The organism is Chryseobacterium sp. Leaf405 (assembly GCF_001425355.1).
Lineage (GTDB): Bacteria > Bacteroidota > Bacteroidia > Flavobacteriales > Weeksellaceae > Chryseobacterium.
The window spans coordinates 351,641-376,300 of sequence record NZ_LMQN01000001.1 but is presented as its reverse complement, the minus strand read 5'-3'; the positions used below and the strand labels follow the sequence as shown (position 1 = coordinate 376,300).

The following is a 24,660-nucleotide window of genomic DNA, read 5'->3' as shown; positions in this document are numbered from 1 at the left end:
TTCGTTGATGAAATGTGGATAAAACCCACTTTAAGTTTAAAATATATGGCCCTGATTCTGAGGTTAAAACATTTTAAAATTTGATATTAATGAGATCAAAAAAAATACTTTTAGCGGCGGCTGTGTTTTATTTCGGGATTTCCGAGGCACAACAGTCTCAATACTTTACACAACAGGAAAATTACAGATTTAATCTGGCTGAAAATCTTTATCAGACTAAAATATACAACGCTTCCCAATACGAATATGCGAGACAATATTTTTATAATCAAAATTTGTCGAGATCGAGAAAAGAGGCAGCTCAGTTTTTTGATAACATCATTGGAGTGATCCTTCAGAAAAATCATGCGGAAGAAGGGTTAACTGCTTTCATGAAAGAATATCCGAATTCTGCGTATTTTGCTCAGGCAAATCTTCCGTTGGCGGATTATTATCTGGCTAAAAAAGATTTTGAGAAAGCTTTGGAAACGTTGAAAAAAGTTAATCAGTATCAACTTTCAAAAGAAGAAAATACACAGTATATTCTGAAATTGGGTTATGCAAAATTCATGATGGGTGATTCTAAAGGGGCGACTGATGCGTTGGAAGAAGCCTACAAAACGGCAGACAATACTCAAAAAGGAGATATTGCTTATATGTTGGGACATTTGTATTATTCAAACCGACAGAATGATAAAGCGTTTCAGTATTTTGATTCTGTAAAAGACCAGCCGAAATATTCTAAGTTGGTTCGTCCTTACTACGTTCAGATGTATTATAATGATAAGGATTATGACAAGGCAATTTCTGAAGGAACAGCGTTGTTGAATGAAGATATTTCAGAGTCTTATAAAGCGGAAGTTCACAAAATCATTGGTGAAAGTTATTTCATGAAAAATGATTACACTTCGGCATATCCTCATTTGAAAGATTATCTGAGTGTTCAGCAAAATCCATCCGAAAACGATTTGTATGAAATGGGATTTGTTGCAGCGCAGCTTAAAAAATATGATGAAGCGGTTTCCTATTATAATCAATTGTTGAACAGCAATTCTGCCTTAGCTCAGAACGCCTATTACCAACTTGGAAATGCTTATCTGGCGGTTGGTAAAAAGCAGGAAGCTTTATCAGCTTTCCGTTCGTCTTATCAGATGAATTACGATCCGAAAGTGAAAAAACTGGCGCACGAACAATACGCAAAATTGAGTTACGACATCGGTAACCCGTTTGAAAGTGCTTCAACAGTAATTCAGAAATACATTAATGAAAATCAGAATGCGGGCAATGCTTCCGAAATGAGATCTCTCTTGGTGAAATCTTATCTGTATTCAGGAAATTATAAGGAAACGTTGAATGCAATCGACAGATTACAGAATTCAATACCCGAAATTGATAAAATAGATCAGGAAGTTTCTTATTTATTGGGAACGGAAGAGTTCAACAAAGGAAATTATGATGAAGCGGAACAGTATTTCTTAAGAAGTTTAGGCTTTAATATCAATAAAGAATTCAATAACAGAGCACTGTATTGGTTGGGGCAGGTATATTATCAAAAAGGAAATTATCCGTCTGCAATTGCTCGTTATGAAAAATTACTGAACGAAACTTTCCCTGAAAAGCAGCAATTGCCTTATGATTTGGGATATGCTTATTTTAAATCTAAAAAATTCGATCAGGCGGAAACGTATTTCAAACAGTATTTGACGAATCCGAAATCTGAGTTTAAAAATGATGCAGAACTTCGTTTGGCAGATATTAATTATGCCAATAACAATCTGAACGAAGCGATTGCCATTTATGATAAAAATGAAGATGCAACGGATTATACTTTATACCAGAAAGCAATGGCTTTAGGATTTAAAGGTGATACGCAGGCAAAAATTACCAACTTAAAAAATCTTTTATCGAAATATCCGGGGTCTGATTATTATGACGATGCTCAGTACGAAATAGGAACAGCTTATGCGGCACAGGATGATTTTTCGAATTCGAATGATTTCTTTAATAAAGTGATTAAAACTTCGTCTGATAAAGACCTGGTTGCCAATGCTTCGATTTACAGAGCTCAGAATTATATCGATCAGAACCAAAGTGATAAAGCGTTGTCTGAATTGAGATCTCTTGGTGATCAGTATAAAAATACAGCTTACGCAGAAAAAATAGTTCAGGCTGCAAAACCAATTTTTACGAAAAACGGTGATGTTGCAGGATATGAAAGTTTTGCTAAAAATATCGGTATTAATGTGGATGTTGCGGAAATTGATGAAATTAATTTATCAACTGCTAAGCAATATTTCATTAAGAAAGATTATAAAAATGCAATTTCTTATTACGAGAAATATTTAACGCAAAATCCGACCGGAGAAGGACTTTATCAGGCTAAATACGAGCTTGGAGAAAGTTATTATCAGACAAAAAATACAACAAAAGCACTGTTGGTTTTACAGGATGTTGCCAATGTTCAGAATGATTATCAGGATGACGCGCAGACCCGTTTAGCACAGATTTATATTGCGCAGGGAGATAATACGGAAGCCAGAAAGTATTTGGAAAATATCAAAAACTCGTCTGACATAAGCGTTAAAAACTACGCCAATGTAGAATTGATGAAGTTGTATGCCGATGAAAAGAATTTCTCTCAAGCTGAGAAATTAGCAGATGCGGTAATTGCGAATAATAAAAATTCTGTTGCAGTTATTGAAACAGCAAAAGTAATCAAGGCAAGAAGCCTGATGAATTCAGGAAAAGATAAAGATGCACAAACAGCTTATGCTTCTCTTGAAAAATCGTCCAATACATCGGTTGCTGCAGAAGCGTTGTATGCAAAAGCTTTCTATCAAAACAAAGGAAAAGCCTTTAAATCTTCTAATGAAACGATCTTCAAACTGGCAAATAACTATGCTTCCGAAGAATATTGGGGTGCAAAAGCGCTGGTGCTGATGGCTAAGAATTATGTGGGCTTGAAAGATAATTATCAGGCAAGTTACACTTGTGACCAGATCATTGAAAATTATAAAGATTTCCCTGAAATTGTAGCTGAAGCTAAAGAGGTTAAGAAGTCGATTAAAAAGTAAAAAGCGTACTAATGTATTACCGTAGAAAGTACTATGATTTGAAATCATTAATATTTTTTACTCAAATGCTTAAATACAAAAAGTAATGAACAAAAGAATTCAATTATTATCCATTATATTTTTAGGGTTTTCGTCGGTTGCGTTTTCCCAGATCAAAGAAGAAAAACTGATTCTTAATAAAAAAAGAGAACCGGAAGTAAAAAAGATCGAAAAAAAGAAAACTTCTGTGGAAACCATTAAAAATTATCCACCAGAAGAAAAATCTCAAAATCCTGTACAATACACCATTACGGATGTTCCTGCAGTTTCGGATTTCAAAACTTCAACGATTCAGGGACAGGATGTAACTCCGAAATTTGAAGGATCGGCTCAGAACAATTATCTGCAATTCGGAATGGGGAATTACGGGAAGATATTAGGAGATATGAACATTTCAAAAACACTCCAAAATAAGCTTGAAGTAGGAGCGGACGTACATTTTCTTTCAACTCAGGGTTTGAAAAAAGAATACGATTGGGATTCTAAACAAAGTTCAACGACATTAGGGGCTTTTCTAAATTCTTATGGAGACAAAGGAAAGTTTAACCTGAATGCTGAATATGGCTTAAACAGCTACAATTATTACGGTATTTATGCGTTGCAGCCAGGCGATGTAGACTTGGATCAAAGAGTGAATCAGTTTAAAGTAAATGGATATTACGATTTCTATTCCAATGAAATTTTGAATGATGTAAGAGTAAAATCTTCGTTTCTGAAAGATCATTTTGATGCTAAAGAAAATCAGGTTTCTATATTGGCCAATTTATCTAAACATGCTGTAGAAATTGGTAAATCAGGAATTAACTTAAATGCAGATCTTGGAATTGGTTTAGAAGCCGTAAAGAGTGAATTTGCGATCAGGGATAAAAATACGTCAGACTTTTTTAATATGAGTTTGGCTCCGCAGGTAACATTCAGAAAAGGAGAATCTTATTTGATGTTGGGTTCATCATTTGCATTTTTGAATTCAAAGAATCAAAACGATTTGATGATAGAGCAAATGAAAAATAATAAAACGTATTGGTTTCCAAAAGCTGAGTTTCAGTATGCTGCAGCTCAGGAATTCAAGTTTTATGGTGGAGTTGACGGAGGTCTAAAATTAAATACCTATTCAGATTTATTACAACAAAATCCATTCATTGTTTCTGATCAGTATTTAAGACCAACTGAAACAAAATATCATTTCTATGCAGGTTTAAGAGGTGATATTGATGAAACTTTTAAATACGATGTTTCAGCAGGATACGGAAAAATGAAAGATATTATGTTCTTCAAAGCAAACAGTATCTTCGACAACAATTTTACCTTAAATCGTTCTGCCTATAATTTTGCCAATACTTTCTCTGCAATCTATGATGATGGAAATGTGAGTGATATTAAAGGAAGTCTGCAATATTTCCCATTGGCAAATTTAGTACTGGATACTGAAGTGAAATTTACCAAGTTTGACCTGAAAAATTACGAGAATATTTATAATGTTCCGTTGTTAACGGCAAGTCTTGGTGCAAAATATACCATGTTGGATCAAAAATTATTACTTGGTTTTAAAGGAATTTTTGCCAGTGACAGGACAACGAATTCGTTTATGATTGAGGGAGTTGGAAGTCCCATGATGTACCAATCTACTGAAGATACAAATGACAAAGTGGGAGGGTATGCAGATTTAAATCTATCTGCAGAGTATAAAATTCATAAAAATTTCAGTATTTTCGCACTCGGAAACAATCTTCTGAGCTCAAAATATCAAACGTACAAAGGATATAAAGTTCTTGGTGCCCAGATTTTGGGAGGTGTGAAGATTACATTTTAACATGAGTGATGAGTAATCGCAATAAGTAATAATTACCGATTATTCATCACTTATAAATTATGGCTTCGTAGTTCAACTGGATAGAATATCGGATTTCGGCTCCGAGGGTTGGGGGTTCGAACCCCTCCGAAGTCACTTAAGGAGACAACTATTTTTTAGTTGTCTCTTTTTTATAGCCATAAATATCTATTTATCAAATCCTTATAATCTGACTTTTTGTGTTCGACATTTTAAGCGTAAAATACTTAGTCTGTTTGAATTAAACAGTCTGAAAGTGCCACAATAGGCTTCTAATCTACAATCATTAAGAGTTCGAAATCTCCTTAAGGTCAGTGCTTTTTCTCTCTTTTGACTTATTGTAGTTTTTAGCTACTAAATATAGCAATTCTAATATATCCTTAGCTTCTTTCTCATTTACCTGAACACCATTCTTGGCCAGAATAATAATCGCTTGTTCTACTGAAACATTTCTATCAATGAAATTCATTTTTCCTATTGTTTTTCGATTACTTTTTTTGACAATATTTTTGAAAATGCTTGATTTAGTTGTAAGGAAAGATCTCCGGTTTTGTAATCAATATTGACAGGAGGAATAAGATTCACAAGATGCTTTTTATCTGAAGTATCAAACTCTGCAAATTTTTGGAAAATCTCACGGAATGTTTTACTTTCCATTTGATTAATTTTATCAATTACTCTTAAATTAACAGTAATGTCACGCTCTTCTTTCTTCAGATTTTTTGTGTTGATTTGACTTTCTTGTTTTAATTCATTATAATCATCGATCTTTAATATTCCTGCTATAAATAATTTCCTGCCTCGAGAAAGCGTTAGTTTTTCCTCTTTTATTTTTCTCTCTATTAAATGTTGAGCATATAAATAACTTGCTTTCTGAGTCTTTATATTCTGATCTTCCAAAATATTCTTAAACAAATCCATCGTGTTATCTGCTAGTATTAATTCTTGAAGTTTATTTCGATAACTGTCATTAAGTAAAACTGCACCAATTCTAATTTTGCAACGATTATGGCAATGGTAATAGGGATATCTATTCTGCTTGCCTTTTGAAAAACTCCCCGTAAGTTTTCGACCACAAACAGGACACGTCAAAAAGCCTCGAAGAAAAAACATTTCTTTTAAATCATCTCTTTTAGCTGTCGTTTGTCGTTTTGTATTAATTACAGACTGAACTTGATCAAATAATGACTCAGATATTAATGGTTCATGTAATCCCTTCACCATCTGTCTTTCATTAGAATTAAGTTTGACTGATATGATTCCACAATAAATTGGATTACGCAAAATCCGGAACAAGTATGATCGTGAACATAGCAATCTTTTCTCATTAGCAATTTTACCGATTTCAGATATTTTGTGATGATTTTGAACAGCTTGACTGAAAGCCCATTTTATAATTTCAGCTTCCGGTTCTTTAGGTACAATAGCTTTTTTACCATCAATTAATGTTACGTTGATAAATCCCATTGGAGCTTTATTAGGATATCTACCCATAAGTTTTGCACGCCGTATTCCATATTTGATGTATTCTGGGCTCTCTGGGTGTTTTCCGCTTCAGGAACAGCTAAATATACAGCCAGCATAACAGTACTTTCCGGTACGGAGAAATCAATAGGTTGATCGATAGCCATTGCAGTTGTTTTGTACTTCCGAAGCTTTCCAATCATTTCATAAGCATACTCAACATTACGACTGAATCGATCCCATTTTATAAATAATATGTTTTTATCTTCTCCTGATGACTTCTTTTTAATTTCGGAGAATAATTCCTTCCACTCAGGTCGATTGAAGTTTTTAGCAGAGTAATCTTCACTATAAATTCCTTTGACCTCGATATTGTTGTATTTACAATATTTCAATAATCTGTCCTCCTGCTCAGGCAAGGAGTAACCTTTTCTTTTTTGTTCGTCTGTACTTACACGAACATATAAATACGCTGATTTCATAAATGTGAGATTATAAAATGTTAACGTTTTAAGAATGGCTTTTATATTTTAAGAAGAATTAATTTAATAAAGAAAAATCTAGAAATTGACTTTTCTTATAAGGAGTAATTAAAAGTTTTTAAAAATTGAAACCTAAGTTTAATTTGTAATTTATAGATATTTTATTTGATTATATTTGTATGAATTGCAATTTGTTGGGTGTTTTTATTCATTCTTTGCGATAAATCTAAAAACTACTAAAAACCATGATTTATTATACCAAATCTACTAAGATTTCTATTGGATTTACCTTGTCGTTTCAGCTATCTGTTTATCAATTATCATTATGAGCAGAACAGCAGACTATACAATACAAGGATTTATTTATCAATTCATAATAACGTTCCATGAATTATTACTTTCATCAGATAATGATGAAATCATCGTTGAAGGAATAATAGAAGACATTGATGTCAGTACCCCTACGGGACAAAAAGCAGTACAATGTAAATATCGTGAGAGTAAGCAAAAATTTACCCTCTCAACTATTTACAAACCGGTATTACAGATGTTTTGTCATTACAAAAATAATCTAACTGCAAATATAAATTATCGACTTCACGCACACTTCCCTAATGAAACTGTAGGTTCAGAAAAAATATTAACGAAAACTGAACTAGACTCTATATTAGATTCAAGAGCAATAGATTTACAAAAATATATAGCTGAGCTTTCTGGTTTTGCCGGAGGAGATGAATTTTTGAAACGGTTCAAAGTTGAATTTGGAGCTTCTCTGTCAGATACTGAAAAAGCCGTTATTGTATGTCTTTCAAATGAAGGATTTACAACTGAAGACGCAACTGAAATATTTTATCCTAATGCAATTCATGCTATAGCCGAATTGAGCATTCAACATGATGAGCAAAAACGAAAAATTAAGAAAGTAAATTTTTTGAAGGAACTTAAAAAGAAAAAGAAAACTGCTATAAGTAGATGGACAAAAGAACCACAAGATTATACTAAGTTTTTAAAGCAACGCCGGAGACAGATAGCAGAAGTATTGAATAATAATGCTCGGAAAAGAGCTGTAATTCTAGATGCAAGTTATATAACAGATTTTGAACGTAGTATTCCATTACTATTACAAGATTATGTAGCGAAATACAATAGTAAATTACGGTTAAATCAATGTCCTGTTTTTAGTCTTGTTTGTACTGAAGATGTGCTAAACAGTATATGGAAATCTCTCGACCAGAAAAAACTAAACTTAGAAAGAGGGCTAGTTGCGGGTGCATTTAATTCTGTTCGTTTCCTTAGAGATCCTCTTAAAGTTATTAAGGACGGAACTATTGAGTTCAAATTGAAATTATGTAATCATGAAAATGAGTTTGATTCAATAGTAAATGACGCAGGTTTTGATGATGTAATTATTATATCTGATAATGACTTTCCTTTTGAAAATGCGATAAGTTGTAATGTTGAAAAATTAAAAACACCAGAAATCAACGAGATAAAATATTTATTATCATTAACATCAACATTATGAGTACAAGTAAAATAGGTAAAGTATTGGAGAGTTCCCCCAACGCAATATTAATCGAAATCAATGACGAAAAGATATTTGAAACACATAAGAAAGATTTCCAAATTGGAAAGTATTTGGAAATTGATGAAGGGAATTTAAATAAAGTGATAGCCGTTATTCAGAATATAAAGTCTAATGCTTCTGATGCAGGTTTGAAGTTTCTTGTCCAAACGCAGCCTATCGGATATATTGAAAATGAAGAGTTTCATAGAGGTAGCGCTGTTATCCCGAGCCCAACAGAACCGGTTTCTGTTGCTGAAGATTCTACCATTAAATTAATATATGATTCTAATAAGGATTTTAACTTTCCATTTGGAAAGCTAGTTCAAAATAAGACCATTGATCTTAAAATTGATGCGAACAAATTTTTTGGGAAGCATATAGCACTCGTTGGGTCAACTGGATCTGGAAAATCGTGTACAGTTGCAAAAATACTTCAGGACGCAGTAGGTATAGATAAAAAGAAGAATCAGAATGCCGCTCAACAAAAAAATGCTCACATAATCATATTTGACATTCATTCGGAATACAAGTCTGCTTTTGATCTCCATAGCGACGAAAAATTCAATCTGAATAATCTTGATGCAGAAAGCTTGAAATTACCGTATTGGCTGATGAACTCTGAAGAATTGGAATCGTTATTTATCGAAGGAAATGAAAACAACCATCATAATCAAGTTTCACAATTCAAAAGAGCGGTCATTCTTAATAAAGAAAAACACAATCCAACTTTAAAAGACAAAATAAATTATGATACACCTGTTTACTTTGATATAAATGAGGTCTACAACTATATCTGGAATCTTAATAATGAAGTGATGGGAAAGTTAGCTTCTGAAAATTGCCCGAAACTGAGCAATGGTACTTTGCTAACAGATCCAGAGAAAAAGGATTATTTCAATAATAAATTAGATTTTATAACCCAATCTACAGCTGCAGCGACAAAAGCCTCCAATGGAGCTTTCTATGGAGAATTTAATAGGTTCATATCTAGGCTGGAAACGAAACTTTCGGATAAAAGATTGCATTTTATTCTCAATGCTAAAAAGGAAGATAGTACATCGTTTCAGACTTCAGATTTTGGAGATATTCTTAAGCAATTTCTTGGTTATCTCGATAAATCGAATGTTACGATAATTGACCTTAGTGGAATTCCGTTCGAAGTATTAAGTATAACTGTAAGCCTAATTTCAAGATTGGTATTTGATTTTGCTTTTCATTATTCTAAAATCAAACATGCGAAAGATGAACAAAATGACATTCCGTTTATGATTGTATGTGAGAAAGCTCATAATTATATTCCAAAAACGGGTGGAGCAGAATATAAAGCTTCAAAAAAATCAATTGAGAGGATTGCCAAAGAAGGAAGAAAGTATGGATTAAGCCTTATGGTTGTCAGTCAGCGACCTTCAAAAGTGTCTGAAACTATTTTCTCACAATGCAATAATTTCATATCATTAAGACTCACCAATGTGAATGACCAAAGTTATGTCAAAGCTCTAATGCCGGAAAACTCAAATGCTATTGCTGATATTTTACCCAACTTAGGTTCTGGGGAATGTCTTATAGTTGGAGATGCAACCTTAATTCCTTCTGTTGTAAAGTTAGATTTACCCGATCCACAGCCTAAATCACAATCCGTGAAATTTAGAGATGAATGGCATAAAGACTGGAAAGACGTAAGCTTTGAAGAAATTATAAAAAGATGGAAAAAAGAGGATTGATAAATTCTCATGCAATCAAAATCAAGAATAGATTAACGTATATAACATGGTAAACATCGACATACTAACTCATTTTGAAGAATCGGCAGGTGAAAATGGAATAACTATTTTCTCTTTAAAAGAAGCCGAAAGAAATGCTTTTTTTAATAAATTACCACAACCTTTTAGGTGTTTATATTTAACAGATGAAGACTTAGATTGGCGTACTAATGAATTTGGAACATCTAGAGCTGAAGAAATAGTCGACAAAATCCCAGACAATCCAACTATCCAATCTGGGGAATTTTCGGAAATTCTATGTTATTATATTATACCTGAAAAATATTTACCTTCCTCGCATTTAAGACCACCTAAATGGAAATGGAAAGAGAGTAAAAATAATCCCGCACATTTTACTGATGTTATTCTTTTTTGTCAGAATGATCTTGATAACCCCGGTACTGATGATAGTCTAATATCAATTGAATCAAAAGCAAGAGCTACTAAACCAACAAATACAGAAAGTTCTCTACAAAAAGCAATTGATGATGCTCATAAAGATTATGTAAGTCGTTTAGGGGAAAGTTTGTTCCATTTGAAAACACGTTATAAAGACGATAGAAACGCAGAAGCTGTAAATAGATTAAGTCGTTTCATGGATGTAGCTAATTATCCTACTTTCCTAAAACACTTCAAAGCAATTGCAACGGTTGACAATTCATTTGCTGACACTCATTTAAATAATGTTACTGAAATTCCTGATGATATCAGAGATACGTTTGAAGTGATACTTATAAGAATTGAAGACTTAAAAGGAGCTTACGAACATACTTTCACTCAAATTTTAGCAACATGATTTATCAGGAACTTAAAAGGTGGATTGCTCAATCTGAGTCATGGCAGGCATTTATAGATTATAATATTGCTAATGAAGAACAGGCAAATTATACTTTCTATAATCGACCTCAGGATTTTTATATCTCGCTTTTAACCAAGCTGCAGGACATTCTTGATCAATTTGAGGAAGAGGAATCAGATGATGTGAAAAAAGGTTTACTTTCTATAGCTAAGGGTTTAGAAATATATTCATTAAGAGGGAAAAGAGAAAGTTTTTCTGGCGTAAACTACAGCCGGAATATGTTATATGTCGCTTCATTGTATTATTTAGCAGATTTTCCCGCCACTTCATTTTTATTACTTAAACAATTTCCACAGGAAGAGTTCCAAACTAATATTGAAAAATTTATTTATTATTTCTTATCAAGAAATTACACAAGAAAACAAGGTCAAGAAAATCCTTATTTCGGATATATAATAGAATACTTACGGGAAGGAAACAATGAAGCAATCGATATACTTCGAGGTATTTTTGATAATATACTCTCACCAGATAATCAAATAGAAAGTCATTTATTCGTGTTGACTTATATAGCAAAGTCTATCTTAAAAAAATTTTCAACCAACAATCTATGGTATGATCTAACGGAGTATGGAGCAGAGATAGATTGGAAAACTTATGTCAGATTCAATATAGGAAAAAGCCCACAAATATGGAGTTTCTTTCCTTCCCAGCAAACAGCAATTAGGAGTGGTTTATTAACATTTGATAAAGCATTTAGCTTACAGACACCTACTAGTTCAGGAAAAACATCTATCGATGAATTAGTAATTTTTAATGAGTTATCAAGAAACCCAGAAAGCAAAATACTTTATTTAGCTCCATTTAGAGCTCTCGCATCCGAGTTAAAGAATAATTTGGGCAGAAATCTTACTTCTAAGCTAGGAATAAAGGTCAAAACTATTTATGGAGGCAATATCGTAACAGATTCCGATCGATTAAGCATTGAACAATCCAATGTTTTAATATCAACACCCGAAAAGTTTATGGCAATAGAATTGGGATTGTCTGGAATGCTTGATGATTTTCAAACCGTAATTTGTGATGAGGGACATTTAATAGATAACACAACAAGAGGGATTAGTTATGAATTATTACTTTCAAGATTAAAAAATACTGAGTCAGTTGAAAGAAGATTTGTTTTTCTATCTGCAATTATACCCAACATAGAGATAATAAACTCTTGGCTTGGTGGATCGGATAATGACATTGCGCGATCAAATTATAGACCGACTGAGATAGAATTGGCATTTCTGACTCAGGTTAGTGCAAGTCACTTTAATTTAGAAGTGAATCCTAATGATGAATTCCCAACTAAATATATTCTCAATCGTTTTTTATCTACTAATGATTTTAGTACACCAAATGGTGTTTATAATGTCAGTACATTTAAATCAAAAACGGTAGCAGCTGCCCTTAAGTCATTAAACTCCGGCGCAGTTGCTATATTTTCTCCAACAAAAGACTATAATCAAGGTGTTGCTGGTATCGCATCAGAAGTATTAAATCAACTACCTACTTCTCTTCCTAAACCTATACAGTTTTGTGATACCGATGAAATTGCAAAAATTGAAGATTATCTTAATTATATTTTCAGCAACAATTATTTATTGGCTAAGTGCGCTAAAGAAGGTTTCTTATTTCATCATGGTGATTTACCACAATTTATAAGAGAGTTAATAGAAAATTCAATAAGAGACGAAAAAGTTAAACTTCTTATTTGTACTAGTACGTTAGCTGAAGGTGTTAATCTTCCGATAAAAACACTTGTAATCAATACTGCAAGAAGATTCGATGGAAACAAGGGATATTTAATGCCTCTAGAAACAAGGGATTTAAAGAACTTAATTGGAAGGGCAGGTCGAGCCGGAAAAGAAACAAAAGGAACTATAATTGTTGTAAACCCGAAAGATCAATCTATACTATCCGATGTGATTGCTGATAGAAACTTGGAAGATGTTAAAGGTTTTTTATACCATGTTGTTGAGGTTATTGAAGGCTACATAACAAAAAATGCGACCACTTTAAGTAATGAACTTCTAGATCAATTAAAGGAGGCAGATTATATAGACAATTCGATCATGCAGTTATTAGCAGAGGATGTACCTGTAGAAAATCTTGAACAGGAGATCAATACATTAATTGAAAATACTCTGACCTTTTATCAAAGCGATGATGCTTTAAAAACAAGATTAAGAGAACTATTTTCTTTAAGGGCAGAAAGAGTACGCCCTATAGTTGAATATGGAAACCTTGATTTAATAAGATACACTGGTATTCCTCTAAGATCATTTAATAGGATCGAAGAATTAGTTGACTTTAAACAAAATTTTCTATCTGAAATAGAAAACCCATTGGATAATCGTTGGATAGATTTTCTATTTGACATTCTTTATGAAATTGAAGATTTTCCTTCAGATAGATCAAGGGAAGAATTCATTGAAGCATTAGCTATATGGATTGAAGGAGGATGGTATCATGATGTCGCACAAGGTTTGAATTCAACGGTTGATGATGCTCTAATCTTCATAAGATTCTTAGAATATGGATTACAAAACTCTGCTGGTTCAATAATTAAGTATATCGACACCAAACGTAGAGAAAACGAAGAAGAAACATCTGATATTATATTGAACTGGTCTAATTACGTAGTATATGGGGTGAATAATAGATTGAAATTGGACTTAATGGAAATTAATATTCCCGATAGAATACTAGTTCAACAAATAGCCAATTGGTTTATAGAAAATGAAATACCTTATGATGACCAAGCAGCTCTTAGATCAATTATTTTAAGAAACCAATTATTGCTATTTGGGTATTTAGAAGGAAGAGTTCCACAAATTTCAATTGACTTGCTAAATCAATATTTTTATAGGACTGTATAATGAATGTTAGATTATGACTAATAAAGAACTATATACCAAATACGACCTTCTTCTTCCCTCAGTTTTTGATGGAGGTTATTTGGTTATTGCTCTTTATGAAAAAATCAAAAACCGTGAAATCGAAGAATACTTCACACAAAAAGAGATCCGCGAAATTCTAGCAGATATAAAAACTGAATTTAATTTGGAATCAATTCGTCCTTGGAATAACATTAAAGACAATCTTTTCCATTACTTCCTGCGAAGCCATCCCGATGAACCGTGGAAATATTACCTGACAGACTACGCAAAAAATGTAGTGGATTTAATGATAAGCAAATTAGAGAATCCTTACAAGAATCACCCACTCAAAAAAAGTGTGCAAGACTCATTTACTATACGGCATGGTGAAATCAATACTATTGAAGAGCTTGAAAGAAAATTCGGAAGAATATTTATTCAGGGCTCAAAGAAAATCATTACGGATCATTTAGAAGCATTAGAAGATGAGCTGAGAGAGGCTTACAAAGAATTAAATGATATTCTCAGAAAAGAAGATGAACAAAGTGCAACTTCTTTAGTACGAGAGTTTACTGTTGTTTTTAGAAAGTTTGGAGAAAGAGCAGAAGATATTACGGAAGCTATTATTTCCAAAGACCAATTTCTTAGTAATTTACTAAATGTGGTTGATTATTTTTATCGAAACATGGAAGATGATGGAAAGTTCGATACCGAAAATGTACAGAAAAGTAAAAGTGATTGGGAAAAAGCACAGGAAATATATACAGATATTAGGGATTTTTTCAATTTAGTAGACCGTAAAGTTTACATTATCCGTAGACAAATTAATCACTCAAGTGAAAAATTGACGGAGTTGCAAGAACAATTTTCAGCACGAGCATTTTTTAGATTACAAATAAAAAAACTACATCGAACAGTTTTAGAAAGCTCTCAATATACTGCTGAAGGTGTCAAGTTTAGTAACAATTTTCCGCTAAAGCAATTGGTATATGAGCATGTCCGAATGCTGTACTCAAGATATTTTGAATTTGAACAACCAAAGCCCAATTTAATTGTAAACATTGAGGTTGATGAATCTTACGAACGTAATGAAAAGCAGAAAATAGCAAAAGAAATCAACCGTCAACAAATCATCAATCAATGGGTTGATAAAGCCAAAGATATTCTGGAAAGCAAAAGACAATTGTCTATAGATGAACTTATGAATAGTATCGTGGATGAAGAAAAAGATCTGACCATTGCTTATCAAGTGGCATCTCGTATGACAGCTTATACTTCAGATAATAACGATGTATTTATCGATGTAGAACAAAAAATCATTTCCTTGTCACAACAAAACCTATCCCTATGGAAAACGAAAATTATGAAATAAGCGATTATTCTTTTCTCACAGAGGAGAGTGTTGAAAAGTATTTTGCTGACATCAATATTCTGTTGTTGTCTGGTAAGCATATTGACCACAAGTATTACGCAGAGTATACCGTACTTGAAAGCTATGAATCACAATGGAAAAATTATTACAGTAATTTGTACAGGCTTAACCTTGTTGCTGATATCTCTGATAGAAGTCGATATTATTATCTTGATTTCACAGAAAACGGGAAAGGAAAATTAAGCGATGCAAACCGTAATAAAGAGCTTACTGAATTACAAACACTTATTGGGCTGACGCTTTTGGATATGTATTATCAAAAGTATTTCGATGAGGAAAAGATTATTCACTGGAACGACATCAAAACACAAATACTGGAGAGTGACCATCAGGAAGCATACAAAAGGATTTTGTTCAATGACATAAGGGATTCTTATGATGAAAAAGAATGGAGTACAGTAGAAAGCAAATTTAGTAAAACGATAGACAGCTTTGATAAATTAGGCTGGGTAGAAAAGCAATCAGGGAAGAATGAGGATTTAGTCTTTGAAATAAGACCTGCTATTCACCGTTTAACCAAATTATATCAGGATGAGCTTCAGGATTTTGAGTCATTTAGCCAACAACTTAAAAATGATGAAGTTCTATGAGTTATCCAAGAATTTACTCTTTATCTACCGTAGGTATTCTGAAACACTATATACACGACTACCTCTTTCATCCGACAAGAACAGATTTTGTTGGTGCAAATGGTGTCGGAAAATCCATTATTGCCGATTTACTCCAAATGATTTTTGTCTTTGATAAAGACCTTATCAAATTTGGCACTGATGGGGTAAAGAAAGAAGAACGACAAATCAATACCCTTCCATATAAAACAAAATGTGCCTATTGTTTCTTGAATATTGAAGTAAATGCTGGTAAATTTATTACCATCGGAATACAGATAAATAGCCCAAAGGGAAAACGTGTTATTCCTTTTGTAGTTACAAAACAGGCAGATTTGAGCCTGAAAATAAATGAACTAGCTCTTGAAAAAGAAGAGCTTATTTTCGCCAAAGATTTATTAAAGGAAAAAGAAACTAGAGAGAAAGAAATAATGGACATACAGGATTTGGCAAAATTCCTTTATGAAAAGGATAGAATTCGATTGAACTTCTTCAGTAACAATGAAACTGTCAATAACTATTACAAGTTCCTTTATGATAAAAATGTATTACCTCTGAATCTTAGCCAGGACAAAAATCTAAAAGCTTTTGCTAAGGTTATACAATCCTTTTCAAAAGCTAAAACACTAAATTTAAGCGGTAATCAAGCTTCCGGAAACTTAAAAGAATTTCTCTTTGAAGAATCCGATGAAGATATTCTTGCCAACTTTCAAAAAGAGCAATCCGAACTGGAAAAGATTTTGAGAGAATATGAAAGTCTGAATAAAGACATTCAAAATCTGTCCAACAAGCAAAAAAGATTAACCAGTTTACGAGAGTTGGAACAATCTCACAAAGTAAAATTCAAATCATTTAAAGAAGCTGAATTACAAAACGCCTATATAGAACTAAAGCAATTAGAACAAAGAGAATCAGAAGGGAAGACACTTATAAAGACCCAAGAAACTGAATTTACTGAACTAAAAACGACTATCGAAAATCTTCCAGCAGAAGAAGTAATAATAAAAAAGAGTTACGAGGAATCAGATGAAAATTTTAATATGTTCAACCGTTATCAAGACTTATCGAATAGCGTAGAAAAGTTAGGTAAAGAAGTAGATGAACTTAAAATTTTTATTCGTCCTGAAGTAGATCATAGCTGGGCGAATGAGATACAAAGAATTGATATTTTAAGTAGAAACAATGAAGGTATTAAAAAAGAAATTACTTTTGCAAAACCTTATCTGGAAAAGTGCAAAACACTTGAAAAAATAGTCCAAACTCGAAAAGAACAATCGGAAAATTTAGATGAATTAAAATCATCATTAAAAAACGATAAAGCAACCAAAGAAAAACTATTAGAATTATTGCAGGACAATAATGAAAATGGACTTTTACACTGGTACATCAAGAATCTACCCTCGTTAGATAATGAACAATTACAGACGGTTTTGTATTATGCAACCAAACCTATTTCTGAAATTTCTAATCCTGACAATTCATCTCAATATATCAATCCTGATGAGCTGATTAATAATTTTAAAGCAATACCATCTAAAGAAGGTTTTTGGTTAAAACTGGGTGCATTACACCAATTTATACAATTTAATCCAGATGCAACGCTATTGGGAGACAAAGCAAATCTGGAAAAATCTGTACAACAGTTAATTCAAAAATTTACCACCGAAATCAGCTTGATAAATACCAAGCTAGAAGCATTGGAGAATATCGCAGATGGAAAGCCTTACGATGTAAATCTATTTGACTATTTCTTTGATATCTCTATTGCTGTTTTTAGCAATATTGAAAAATTAAAAAATGCAGTAGCCTGTATCTTACAGATCGATGAAAAGATCTCGCAATTGCAATCGCAAAAGAAAAGAGAAGAAGAAGAACTATCGCAAATTAAAAATAAGTTTAAGGTTGAATATGATGAACCAGAAGTTGTAAAAGAGGAGTTGTTGAAGGTTCGTAAAGAATGGAGCGATAAGAAAGATAAGTTTTACGAAGAAAAAGGAGCTAAACAAAGCAAGTTCAAATCTCTGGAAAGTAAAATAAAAGATGATAGGCAAGACTTGCTGATGATTATTAGTAATCTGACTAAGAAGCAAACAGCATTCACTACGCTCAACAATGCTTATTACCAACATTTCCAAGAGAACATAACAGACTTTCCTTTAACACCTGAAAACACTGAGGAATTGGAGCAAACCTATAATGGGCTATGGGAAGAATATAAAACAGCATTTATTGGTATTTCGAATTCATTTGAAGAAACGAACGATGAAAAGAATCCGGCGGTACAATTAACGATTAAAGACCAGGATTTTTCATTCAGGGTTTTGGAAGAAGCATTATTGGGCAACAAAATCAAATCTACTGATGATATCACTACTGCGTTAGATGAAGCTAATCAAACCCGAACAACCATAGCCAATGGTATCAGGGATAATATGATTAAGATATTCAGTAAAACTACTGAGCGATACGAAAAGTATGATGACCAGGTAAAAAGAATAAACGCATTCTTTGTTGATCGAAAGATTAGTAATAAGTTTTATTTCAAACTTGAATTTGATGGTAATAAAGAAATAAAGATTGATTATATCAAGCAGATAGCTTACGAGGTTCGTAATACAGCGACAAAAGGAGAATTACAGTTTGGACAATCTATAGTAGATTTCATTGAAGATTTTTTCAGGAAACAAGCAAAAATCAAAAACAAAGTTCCAATTGATAAATTACTAAACCCTAAAACATACTTTGAACTGTCAGCTAAGCTCACAGATCAGTTTGAAAAAGAAGTTCCCGGTAGTACCGGAGAAACTTATTCAGCTATTGCGTTACTGGGGATCGCAAGACTTTCTGCCGTACAAAAGGAAAAACGTAATGGTTTAAGATTTATCATTTTGGAAGAATTAGGAAGTTTGGATAATACCAATTTTAATACCTTTCCTGCTATCGCAGAGGAATTCCAATATCAGATTATAACAATGGCACCACATACATTCAATATCGGATTGTCTGATGAATGGTATGCCCATCATTTAATTAAAGGAAAAGAAGATGACAATATCAACTATTGCCCTTCAGCCTCTTATTTTAAAACAAAGGACAATAACGAAGATTTAAATATCTATATAAACCGAATAGAAAAATGAATTGGATTGAGATAAGGGCATTAAATAAATTATATTTAAACGCTGAGGTAAAGATAAATGATACTTTAGCAAAAAGTGGTGAAATTAATTATCTTATAAATTCTCTCAGAATACTTGACAGAACGCACGATAAGCTTTTTGTTTTAGACGGCTTTGCAAAACTGTATGAAAAAGATTATTTGGAGAAATATCACCGTTATGAAGCTTTTTTATTTGATAATGGATTATTAAAACCTCAGATTCGATTTGAAGAATCTGATATTCAAATCCTGATAGGGATAAAAGAAGATATGGACAATTGTAATTTAGAGCCATTGCGGGAGCAGATTATAAAAAATGAAGCAACTGTCAGAATTGTATCTCTTATGTTTTTCAAAAATGAAAAGCATCTATTAGGTAAAGAGGCTTTGATCAATGCTGTGAAATTTCTTTTGGATATTGATGAATTAGCTGATGATAAAGATCTACAATATAAATATGTGCTAGAATGTAAAGATCCCAATTGCATTGTGCTTTGTGAAAATATCGATTTTTTAAAGCGTCCTACACTGGCCCGGGCTAATAACATAGAATTATGGTATGCTGGAGGTAAGAATGTAAATAAACTGGATTTTTCTAACACAAGAGGACTACCTATTTATTATTCCTGTGATTGGGACTATGATGGTTTGTTCATTATTTATCCTTTGGTAAAAGAAAAAATGCCAAACATTAAACTACTTACACCAAATGGAGTTCCAAAAGGTATCGCAGAAACTGAGCATAATAGTAGGTGGGAGAATATTAAGGATAGAAATATAGAAGATTTATTAACAGATAACCAGCCAGATATTATGAATAAATTAATAGAGCTCGATCAATGGATAATCGAGGAATCTAATGATTTGGTATACATGGTCAGATTTGAAGAATCAATTTAATTTAGGCATTTTGAATTTTAATAAAATTCTATAATATTTCTCTAAATGTACTTTCTAATAATCTTAAATTTTACTAATAATCAACGATGATAGTTGAGCAAGTCTATCCAAATCCTCTACAAAATTTTTCGAAAAATGTACCGCTGAGGTCACTCTAAGGGAAAAATCATTTTATTAATGGTTTTTCCTTTTTTTTATTTCCAAGCTGTTGTTAATTTGTTTTGAATATGCTGATTTACCTTTCAAAATTAAGCGTAGAACCTTATTTTTAAGATACGAAAAAGGGCGCACCAGTTATGATTATCAATAATAAATTCTAAATTTCTTCAAAATCATTTCTGAATTTTGCAGTTGATTCTAAATTGTTCAAAGCCTTGTTTAATGGGAAGATTCAATTGTATCTAATTAGATTCATAACTTATAAAGGTTTCTTTTGCACTAATTTAAAATCATTCTTAACAAAAGAAGTTATAATTTTAATAGAGTGAAAAAGCTTATTTCCATATTGTTATTGATCCTGTTTTTGGTTTCCACAACCGAGCTCTATCAGCTTTTGAAAATCCCGCAACTTATTGAACATTATTTTGAACATAAGGATCTCAATTCGGAAATGACACTTACCGCATTTCTTAAAACCCACTATGACCATCCTGTAAAAGACGGTGATTACGGTAAAGACCAAAAATTACCGTTTATTATTCATGCAAAACCGTTAACTTTACTTTTTACATTGGATAAAGGGTTGCAGATTGATACCCAGCAAGAATTATTTGTAAATATTATTTCTCATAAAATGCCTTCAATGGACGAAGACCATTGTTTCAAAGGCTTCTTAAATTCCGTCTGGGAACCGCCAAGATTTTCTTTTAAATCAGGCAAGCAATTGATTTACAATCTGTAAATCATCAATTTAACATTTTTTACATATCATTAATTTAAAAATAATGAAAACACTATTTTCAGCCATACTGATGGTTGTCTTCGCTGTTTGCATTCAGGCGCAAAGCCGTCTGGAGAATGCAAAAAAAACAGCTTCAGAAAACAAAGAGCTTATTTTGCTTAATTTTTCCGGTTCAGACTGGTGTATTCCGTGTATCAAACTTCATAAAAATATCATCGAAACGGATGAATTTAAAAAGCTGGAAACCGAAAATGTTATTGTTTACATCAATGCAGATTTTCCAAGAGACAAGAAGAATCAGCTCTCTGCAGAACTTAAAAAGGAAAATGCCGCTCTAGCCGACCAATACAACCAAAAAGGACTGTTTCCTTATACGATTTTATTGAATTCTGACGGTAAAATCCTCAAAAGTTGGGAAGGTTTGCCATCGGAAAACGTTTTGGCTTTCAGTAAAGAAATCAGAGATATAAAAGACAATCAAAAACCTTAAAATATGTTGAGAGAATTCAAAAGACCTCAAAAATTAATGGGGAACGCTTTTGAAATTACCGTTGTAAGCGATGATGAAAAGTCTGCAAATCTGCACATCGATGCAGCCATTGATGAAATCCGGAGAATCGAAAAGCTTCTGACCACTTTCAGCGACGAAAGTCAGACCAATTTCATCAACCAAAATGCAGGAATAAAACCAGTAAAAGTAGATTGGGAAATCTTTGATTTGATTGAACGAAGTCTTAGAATAAGTAAAATAACCGATGGCTATTTCGATATTTCTTATGGCGGAATCGACAAGAGTTTCTGGAATTTCGATAAGGAAATGAAAGAACTCCCAAATCCTGAATTGATAAAAGAACATCTGAAACTCGTTAATTATCAGAATATTATTCTTAACCGCGAAAATCAGACTGTTTTCCTGAAAGAAAAAGGAATGCGAATCGGTTTTGGAGGAATCGGGAAAGGTTACGCTGCGGAAATGGCTAAACAGGTATTGCAGAAATGTGGTGTACATTCGGGAATCGTTAATGCTTCCGGCGATTTGACGACTTGGGGAACTCAGGCGAACGGAAAACCGTGGACGGTGGGAATTGCCGACCCCGATAATTCCAGACAGCCGTTTTCCTATATGAACATCACAGATATGGCGGTTGCAACTTCCGGAAATTATGAAAAATTTGTCGTCATCAACGGTAAAAAATATTCTCACACCATCAATCCGAAAACCGGAATGCCTGTTTCAGGCGTGAAAAGTGTGACGGTTTTTTGTCCGAATGCAGAAATTGCCGATGCGATGGCAACTCCGGTAAGCATTATGGGCATTGATGCCGCGCTCAATATGGTGAACCAAATCAACCATTTGGAATGCATCATTATCGATGATAATGATACTATTTATACCTCTCAAAACATCAATTTAAAATGATTTCATCGATTTCATATCAATAGTAAAAACAAATTCAATAAATGAAAAATCTAATCAAAATAACGATAGTAAGCTTTTCTATAACAATAATTGCCTCGATGCAATCTTGCGTAACGGTGAAAGAATACGAAAAAAATAAACTCAACGATGCCGAAATGGCGCTTGGAAACAGAACGATTGAAAAGACCGAACTGAGCTTCCAGTCATACAGAGAAGGCTCTTCTGGCGCCAATGCAGGAAAAGTAGGTGGCGGTTGTGGCTGTAATTAAGAATAAGTAACGGTAAAATTATAAAAAATGAAAAAAATAATCATAAGTATCGTTGCTCTTTTCGGAATTTTCAATGCCAAAGCGCAGGAAAATACAGTCAATCAAGAACCAAAGAAACTGACTTTTGATGAAGCCAATCTGGTTTCCAGCTATTACAAACAGGATGGAAACAACTCTGCTGTAACAGGCGGAATCGGAACTGAGAAATTATCTGATATTTCCAATACCATTGATGTGACAATGGTGAAATACGACAAGAAAGACAGAAAAAACAAATTCGGATTCAGTGTCGGGATAGACCATTACACTTCTGCATCTTCGGATATGATTGATTTGAAGGCGAATTCATCGGCTTCCCACGCTGACAACAGAATTTATCCAGCTTTGAGTTGGAGTCGTGAAAATGCAGAAAAAGGAACAACTTTGATGGCAGGCGTTTCCACTTCTTTTGAGTACGATTATCAGTCATACAGTGCCAATATCGGATTTTCCCAAAAAACCCAAAACAGAATGGGCGAATTTACCGCCAAGTTCCAGGCGTATATGGATCAGGTAAAGATGATTGCGCCAATAGAACTGCGAACTGCGGACAACGAAGGAACCAGCGGAAGAAATACTTATGCGCTTTCTTTGGCATATTCTCAAATCATCAATCAGAATTTTCAGGTTGAGTTTTTGGGTGATGTGGTTCAGCAGACGGGTTATTTAAGCTTGCCTTTTCACAGGGTTTATTTTAAAGATAATTCGGTTCATCAGGAAGCTTTGCCTGATAAACGTTTTAAAATTCCATTGGGTGTAAGAGCCAATTATTTCTTTGGTGATAAAGTGATTGTAAGGGCTTACTACCGTTATTACACCGACGATTGGGGCTTGAAATCAAATACGTTCAGCCTGGAAACTCCTGTGAAAATTTCACCTTTTGTTTCGGTGAGTCCGTTTTACAGATATTATTCTCAGACGTCGGCAAAATATTTTGCACCTTATCAGCACCACACGGCATTTGATGATTTTTACACCAGCAATTATGATTTGTCGAAATTCAGTAGCAATTTTTACGGAGCAGGAATTAGAATCAATCCCAAAAATGGCTTGTTTGGAATTTCAAGACTCAATATGGTAGAAATCCGGTATGGACATTATACAAAATCAATTGGTATGAAGTCTGATATTATTTCATTAAATTTAAGATTTAAATAAAATCATTTTAATTTTGACTTGTTAAATTCTTAGCAAGTCAAAATTTTTTTAAAAACTAAAAGCTATGCATCATCAACTGGAAAAACATTACGTCAACAGAGTGGGTTGGCTTCGTGCCGCCGTTTTGGGAGCAAACGACGGATTATTATCTACCACAAGTATTGTGATTGGCGTTGCAGCAGCAAATCCTGAGAGAAATACCATTATTCTCGCTGCTTTAGCCGGAATGATTGCCGGAGCAATGTCTATGGCTGCAGGAGAATATGTTTCCGTAAGTTCGCAGGAAGATACTGAAAAAGCTGATTTGTTGAGAGAAAAACGTGAACTCGAAGAAATGCCGGAAATCGAACTGAAAGAATTGGCAAAAATCTATGAAAGACGTGGTTTAAGCAAAGAAACGGCTTTAAAAGTTGCTACAGAATTGACCGAACATGATGCTTTGGCAGCTCACGCTCACGATGAATTGGGAATCAACGAGATTACGCAGGCAAAACCTTTGCAGGCGGCGTTTGCATCATTTGGCTCATTTGCTTTGGGAGCAATATTACCTTTTACAGTTTCTCTTTTAGCTCCGATAAAAGAAATGGTTTATTTCCAGTATGGGTTTTCAATTATATTCCTGATGATTTTGGGTGCTATTTCTGCAAAAACAGGCGGTTCAAAAATAGGAATTGCGGTATTGAGAATCTGTTTTTGGGGAACCGTAGCGATGGGAGTCACTGCGTTGATTGGACATTTGTTTGGTACAACAGTTTCATAGTTTTGGACAACTGCTTTTCTGATAATTGACTTTAAAATTCACATTTGTTATAAATTAATATCTTATTAAAGTACATATGTCTTTAAATATCATC

The 24,660-nt window shown here is 33.3% G+C and carries 19 protein-coding genes and 1 tRNA gene; 17 read left to right on the top strand and 3 right to left on the bottom strand.

The genetic code is table 11. From position 1 onward, the window contains the following. Nucleotides 1-89: 89 nt before the first annotated feature. The 3 genes from ASG22_RS01675 (at nt 90) to ASG22_RS01665 (ending at nt 5,037) form a co-directional block, all read left to right on the top strand. A complete protein-coding gene (locus ASG22_RS01675) occupies nt 90-3,053 on the top strand; it encodes a tetratricopeptide repeat protein (RefSeq protein WP_055979560.1) in 2,964 nt (987 codons plus the stop codon). Nucleotides 3,054-3,138: 85 nt separating this feature from the next. After that, nucleotides 3,139-4,902 carry a TonB-dependent receptor gene (locus ASG22_RS01670; RefSeq protein ID WP_055979558.1) on the top strand — a complete coding sequence of 588 codons (1,764 nt, stop codon included), beginning with the start codon at nt 3,139-3,141 and terminating at the stop codon, nt 4,900-4,902. A gap of 61 nt (nt 4,903-4,963) precedes the next feature. After that, nucleotides 4,964-5,037, top strand: a tRNA-Arg gene (locus ASG22_RS01665). Between the two features lie 169 nt (nt 5,038-5,206). Here ASG22_RS01665 and ASG22_RS01660 read toward each other — a convergent pair. The 3 genes from ASG22_RS01660 to ASG22_RS21275 are packed head-to-tail and all read right to left on the bottom strand — an operon-like array spanning nt 5,207 to nt 6,866. Beyond that, on the bottom strand, nt 5,207-5,389 hold the full coding sequence (locus ASG22_RS01660) for a hypothetical protein (RefSeq protein WP_055979555.1): 183 nt from the start codon (nt 5,387-5,389) through the stop codon (nt 5,207-5,209). Nucleotides 5,390-5,394: 5 nt separating this feature from the next. Next, complete coding sequence (locus ASG22_RS01655) at nt 5,395-6,414, bottom strand: recombinase family protein (RefSeq protein ID WP_238586836.1); 1,020 nt, start codon at nt 6,412-6,414, stop codon at nt 5,395-5,397. After that, nucleotides 6,369-6,866 carry a recombinase family protein gene (locus ASG22_RS21275; protein WP_238586835.1) on the bottom strand — a complete coding sequence of 166 codons (498 nt, stop codon included), beginning with the start codon at nt 6,864-6,866 and terminating at the stop codon, nt 6,369-6,371. The genes ASG22_RS01655 and ASG22_RS21275 overlap by 46 nt, the downstream gene beginning before the upstream one ends. 325 nt (nt 6,867-7,191) lie before the next feature. Here ASG22_RS21275 and ASG22_RS01650 point away from each other — a divergent pair, with 325 nt between their 5' ends. The 14 genes from ASG22_RS01650 to ASG22_RS01585 all read left to right on the top strand — a co-directional run bounded on the left by ASG22_RS01650 (nt 7,192) and on the right by ASG22_RS01585 (nt 24,566). Further along, nucleotides 7,192-8,391 carry a hypothetical protein gene (locus ASG22_RS01650; protein ID WP_055979552.1) on the top strand — a complete coding sequence of 400 codons (1,200 nt, stop codon included), beginning with the start codon at nt 7,192-7,194 and terminating at the stop codon, nt 8,389-8,391. Beyond that, nucleotides 8,388-10,154: an ATP-binding protein gene (locus ASG22_RS01645; protein WP_055979550.1), complete on the top strand. Its 1,767-nt coding sequence runs from the start codon at nt 8,388-8,390 to the stop codon at nt 10,152-10,154. Before ASG22_RS01650 ends, ASG22_RS01645 begins: the two co-directional genes overlap by 4 nt. A gap of 46 nt (nt 10,155-10,200) precedes the next feature. Then, nucleotides 10,201-10,989 (top strand): Hachiman antiphage defense system protein HamA, encoded by a 789-nt coding sequence (locus ASG22_RS01640; protein WP_055979547.1) that lies wholly within the window; start codon nt 10,201-10,203, stop codon nt 10,987-10,989. Then, nucleotides 10,986-13,919 (top strand): DEAD/DEAH box helicase, encoded by a 2,934-nt coding sequence (locus ASG22_RS01635; RefSeq protein ID WP_055979544.1) that lies wholly within the window; start codon nt 10,986-10,988, stop codon nt 13,917-13,919. The genes ASG22_RS01640 and ASG22_RS01635 overlap by 4 nt, the downstream gene beginning before the upstream one ends. A gap of 13 nt (nt 13,920-13,932) precedes the next feature. Beyond that, a complete protein-coding gene (locus ASG22_RS01630) occupies nt 13,933-15,291 on the top strand; it encodes a hypothetical protein (protein WP_055979541.1) in 1,359 nt (452 codons plus the stop codon). Beyond that, nucleotides 15,267-15,941 carry a condensin complex protein MksE gene (locus ASG22_RS01625; protein ID WP_055979538.1) on the top strand — a complete coding sequence of 225 codons (675 nt, stop codon included), beginning with the start codon at nt 15,267-15,269 and terminating at the stop codon, nt 15,939-15,941. The genes ASG22_RS01630 and ASG22_RS01625 overlap by 25 nt, the downstream gene beginning before the upstream one ends. Beyond that, nucleotides 15,938-19,099, top strand: coding sequence for a hypothetical protein (locus ASG22_RS01620; RefSeq protein ID WP_055979535.1), 3,162 nt, complete (start codon nt 15,938-15,940; stop codon nt 19,097-19,099). The genes ASG22_RS01625 and ASG22_RS01620 overlap by 4 nt, the downstream gene beginning before the upstream one ends. Beyond that, nucleotides 19,096-20,019 carry a hypothetical protein gene (locus ASG22_RS01615; RefSeq protein ID WP_055979532.1) on the top strand — a complete coding sequence of 308 codons (924 nt, stop codon included), beginning with the start codon at nt 19,096-19,098 and terminating at the stop codon, nt 20,017-20,019. The genes ASG22_RS01620 and ASG22_RS01615 overlap by 4 nt, the downstream gene beginning before the upstream one ends. A 484-nt stretch (nt 20,020-20,503) precedes the next feature. Then, nucleotides 20,504-20,920, top strand: coding sequence for a hypothetical protein (locus ASG22_RS01610; protein WP_055979529.1), 417 nt, complete (start codon nt 20,504-20,506; stop codon nt 20,918-20,920). Between the two features lie 43 nt (nt 20,921-20,963). Then, on the top strand, nt 20,964-21,410 hold the full coding sequence (locus ASG22_RS01605; protein WP_055979527.1) for a thioredoxin family protein: 447 nt from the start codon (nt 20,964-20,966) through the stop codon (nt 21,408-21,410). Nucleotides 21,411-21,413: 3 nt separating this feature from the next. Then, nucleotides 21,414-22,340 carry an FAD:protein FMN transferase gene (locus tag ASG22_RS01600; RefSeq protein WP_055979525.1) on the top strand — a complete coding sequence of 309 codons (927 nt, stop codon included), beginning with the start codon at nt 21,414-21,416 and terminating at the stop codon, nt 22,338-22,340. Nucleotides 22,341-22,381: 41 nt separating this feature from the next. Continuing rightward, nucleotides 22,382-22,609, top strand: coding sequence for a DUF4266 domain-containing protein (locus ASG22_RS01595; protein WP_055979523.1), 228 nt, complete (start codon nt 22,382-22,384; stop codon nt 22,607-22,609). Between the two features lie 27 nt (nt 22,610-22,636). After that, nucleotides 22,637-23,806 (top strand): DUF3570 domain-containing protein, encoded by a 1,170-nt coding sequence (locus ASG22_RS01590; protein WP_055979521.1) that lies wholly within the window; start codon nt 22,637-22,639, stop codon nt 23,804-23,806. A gap of 64 nt (nt 23,807-23,870) precedes the next feature. Next, nucleotides 23,871-24,566: a VIT family protein gene (locus ASG22_RS01585; protein WP_055979518.1), complete on the top strand. Its 696-nt coding sequence runs from the start codon at nt 23,871-23,873 to the stop codon at nt 24,564-24,566. Nucleotides 24,567-24,660: the final 94 nt, after the last annotated feature.

Coding starts and splice junctions, on each gene's coding strand:
- ASG22_RS01590 (WP_055979521.1), top strand. CDS start 22,637: ATGAAAAAAATAATCATAAGTATCGTTGCTCTTTTCGGAATTTTCAAT.
- ASG22_RS01675 (WP_055979560.1), top strand. CDS start 90: ATGAGATCAAAAAAAATACTTTTAGCGGCGGCTGTGTTTTATTTCGGG.
- ASG22_RS01650 (WP_055979552.1), top strand. CDS start 7,192: ATGAGCAGAACAGCAGACTATACAATACAAGGATTTATTTATCAATTC.
- ASG22_RS01660 (WP_055979555.1), bottom strand. CDS start 5,389: ATGAATTTCATTGATAGAAATGTTTCAGTAGAACAAGCGATTATTATT.
- ASG22_RS21275 (WP_238586835.1), bottom strand. CDS start 6,866: ATGAAATCAGCGTATTTATATGTTCGTGTAAGTACAGACGAACAAAAA.
- ASG22_RS01625 (WP_055979538.1), top strand. CDS start 15,267: ATGGAAAACGAAAATTATGAAATAAGCGATTATTCTTTTCTCACAGAG.
- ASG22_RS01605 (WP_055979527.1), top strand. CDS start 20,964: ATGAAAACACTATTTTCAGCCATACTGATGGTTGTCTTCGCTGTTTGC.
- ASG22_RS01640 (WP_055979547.1), top strand. CDS start 10,201: ATGGTAAACATCGACATACTAACTCATTTTGAAGAATCGGCAGGTGAA.
- ASG22_RS01670 (WP_055979558.1), top strand. CDS start 3,139: ATGAACAAAAGAATTCAATTATTATCCATTATATTTTTAGGGTTTTCG.
- ASG22_RS01645 (WP_055979550.1), top strand. CDS start 8,388: ATGAGTACAAGTAAAATAGGTAAAGTATTGGAGAGTTCCCCCAACGCA.
- ASG22_RS01635 (WP_055979544.1), top strand. CDS start 10,986: ATGATTTATCAGGAACTTAAAAGGTGGATTGCTCAATCTGAGTCATGG.
- ASG22_RS01600 (WP_055979525.1), top strand. CDS start 21,414: ATGTTGAGAGAATTCAAAAGACCTCAAAAATTAATGGGGAACGCTTTT.
- ASG22_RS01595 (WP_055979523.1), top strand. CDS start 22,382: ATGAAAAATCTAATCAAAATAACGATAGTAAGCTTTTCTATAACAATA.
- ASG22_RS01620 (WP_055979535.1), top strand. CDS start 15,938: ATGAGTTATCCAAGAATTTACTCTTTATCTACCGTAGGTATTCTGAAA.
- ASG22_RS01615 (WP_055979532.1), top strand. CDS start 19,096: ATGAATTGGATTGAGATAAGGGCATTAAATAAATTATATTTAAACGCT.
- ASG22_RS01585 (WP_055979518.1), top strand. CDS start 23,871: ATGCATCATCAACTGGAAAAACATTACGTCAACAGAGTGGGTTGGCTT.
- ASG22_RS01655 (WP_238586836.1), bottom strand. CDS start 6,414: ATGGGTAGATATCCTAATAAAGCTCCAATGGGATTTATCAACGTAACA.
- ASG22_RS01630 (WP_055979541.1), top strand. CDS start 13,933: ATGACTAATAAAGAACTATATACCAAATACGACCTTCTTCTTCCCTCA.